The following is a 1,738-nucleotide window of genomic DNA, read 5'->3' as shown; positions in this document are numbered from 1 at the left end:
TTCATCAGACAATCTGTGTGGACACTACAAAGAACGTTTCTTTAAGGTAAGGAGGTGATCCAACCGCAGGTTCCCCTACGGTTACCTTGTTACGACTTCACCCCAGTCATGAATCACAAAGTGGTAAGCGCCCTCCCGAAGGTTAAGCTACCTACTTCTTTTGCAACCCACTCCCATGGTGTGACGGGCGGTGTGTACAAGGCCCGGGAACGTATTCACCGTAGCATTCTGATCTACGATTACTAGCGATTCCGACTTCATGGAGTCGAGTTGCAGACTCCAATCCGGACTACGACATACTTTATGAGGTCCGCTTGCTCTCGCGAGGTCGCTTCTCTTTGTATATGCCATTGTAGCACGTGTGTAGCCCTACTCGTAAGGGCCATGATGACTTGACGTCATCCCCACCTTCCTCCAGTTTATCACTGGCAGTCTCCTTTGAGTTCCCGGCCGAACCGCTGGCAACAAAGGATAAGGGTTGCGCTCGTTGCGGGACTTAACCCAACATTTCACAACACGAGCTGACGACAGCCATGCAGCACCTGTCTCAGAGTTCCCGAAGGCACCAAAGCATCTCTGCTAAGTTCTCTGGATGTCAAGAGTAGGTAAGGTTCTTCGCGTTGCATCGAATTAAACCACATGCTCCACCGCTTGTGCGGGCCCCCGTCAATTCATTTGAGTTTTAACCTTGCGGCCGTACTCCCCAGGCGGTCGACTTAACGCGTTAGCTCCGGAAGCCACTCCTCAAGGGAACAACCTCCAAGTCGACATCGTTTACGGCGTGGACTACCAGGGTATCTAATCCTGTTTGCTCCCCACGCTTTCGCACCTGAGCGTCAGTCTTTGTCCAGGGGGCCGCCTTCGCCACCGGTATTCCTCCAGATCTCTACGCATTTCACCGCTACACCTGGAATTCTACCCCCCTCTACAAGACTCTAGCCTGCCAGTTTCGGATGCAGTTCCCAGGTTGAGCCCGGGGATTTCACATCCGACTTGACAGACCGCCTGCGTGCGCTTTACGCCCAGTAATTCCGATTAACGCTTGCACCCTCCGTATTACCGCGGCTGCTGGCACGGAGTTAGCCGGTGCTTCTTCTGCGAGTAACGTCAATGAATGCGGTTATTAACCACATCCCCTTCCTCCTCGCTGAAAGTACTTTACAACCCGAAGGCCTTCTTCATACACGCGGCATGGCTGCATCAGGCTTGCGCCCATTGTGCAATATTCCCCACTGCTGCCTCCCGTAGGAGTCTGGACCGTGTCTCAGTTCCAGTGTGGCTGGTCATCCTCTCAGACCAGCTAGGGATCGTCGCCTAGGTGAGCCGTTACCCCACCTACTAGCTAATCCCATCTGGGCACATCCGATGGCAAGAGGCCCGAAGGTCCCCCTCTTTGGTCTTGCGACGTTATGCGGTATTAGCTACCGTTTCCAGTAGTTATCCCCCTCCATCGGGCAGTTTCCCAGACATTACTCACCCGTCCGCCACTCGTCACCCAAGGAGCAAGCTCCTCTGTGCTACCGTTCGACTTGCATGTGTTAGGCCTGCCGCCAGCGTTCAATCTGAGCCATGATCAAACTCTTCAATTTAAGTTTGATGCTCGTGAATTAAACTTCGTAATGAATTACGTATGTTCACTCAGAGACTTGGTATTCATTTTTCGTCTTGCGACGTTAAGAATCCGTATCTTCGAGTGCCCACACAGATTGTCTGATAAATTGTTAAAGAGCAGTGCAAC

1 rRNA gene is annotated in these 1,738 nt (G+C 52.4%); it reads right to left on the bottom strand.

The features are described from left to right. Positions 1–47 precede the first annotated feature (47 nt). A 16S ribosomal RNA gene (locus FDX01_RS04020) occupies positions 48–1,589 on the bottom strand. Positions 1,590–1,738: the final 149 nt, after the last annotated feature.

The organism is Citrobacter sp. wls613 (genome assembly GCF_005281195.1).
In the GTDB taxonomy this organism is placed as follows: domain Bacteria; phylum Pseudomonadota; class Gammaproteobacteria; order Enterobacterales; family Enterobacteriaceae; genus Citrobacter; species Citrobacter gillenii.
Note: the sequence above shows the minus strand (reverse complement) of the source record. Positions and strands in the feature narration are given on the sequence as shown.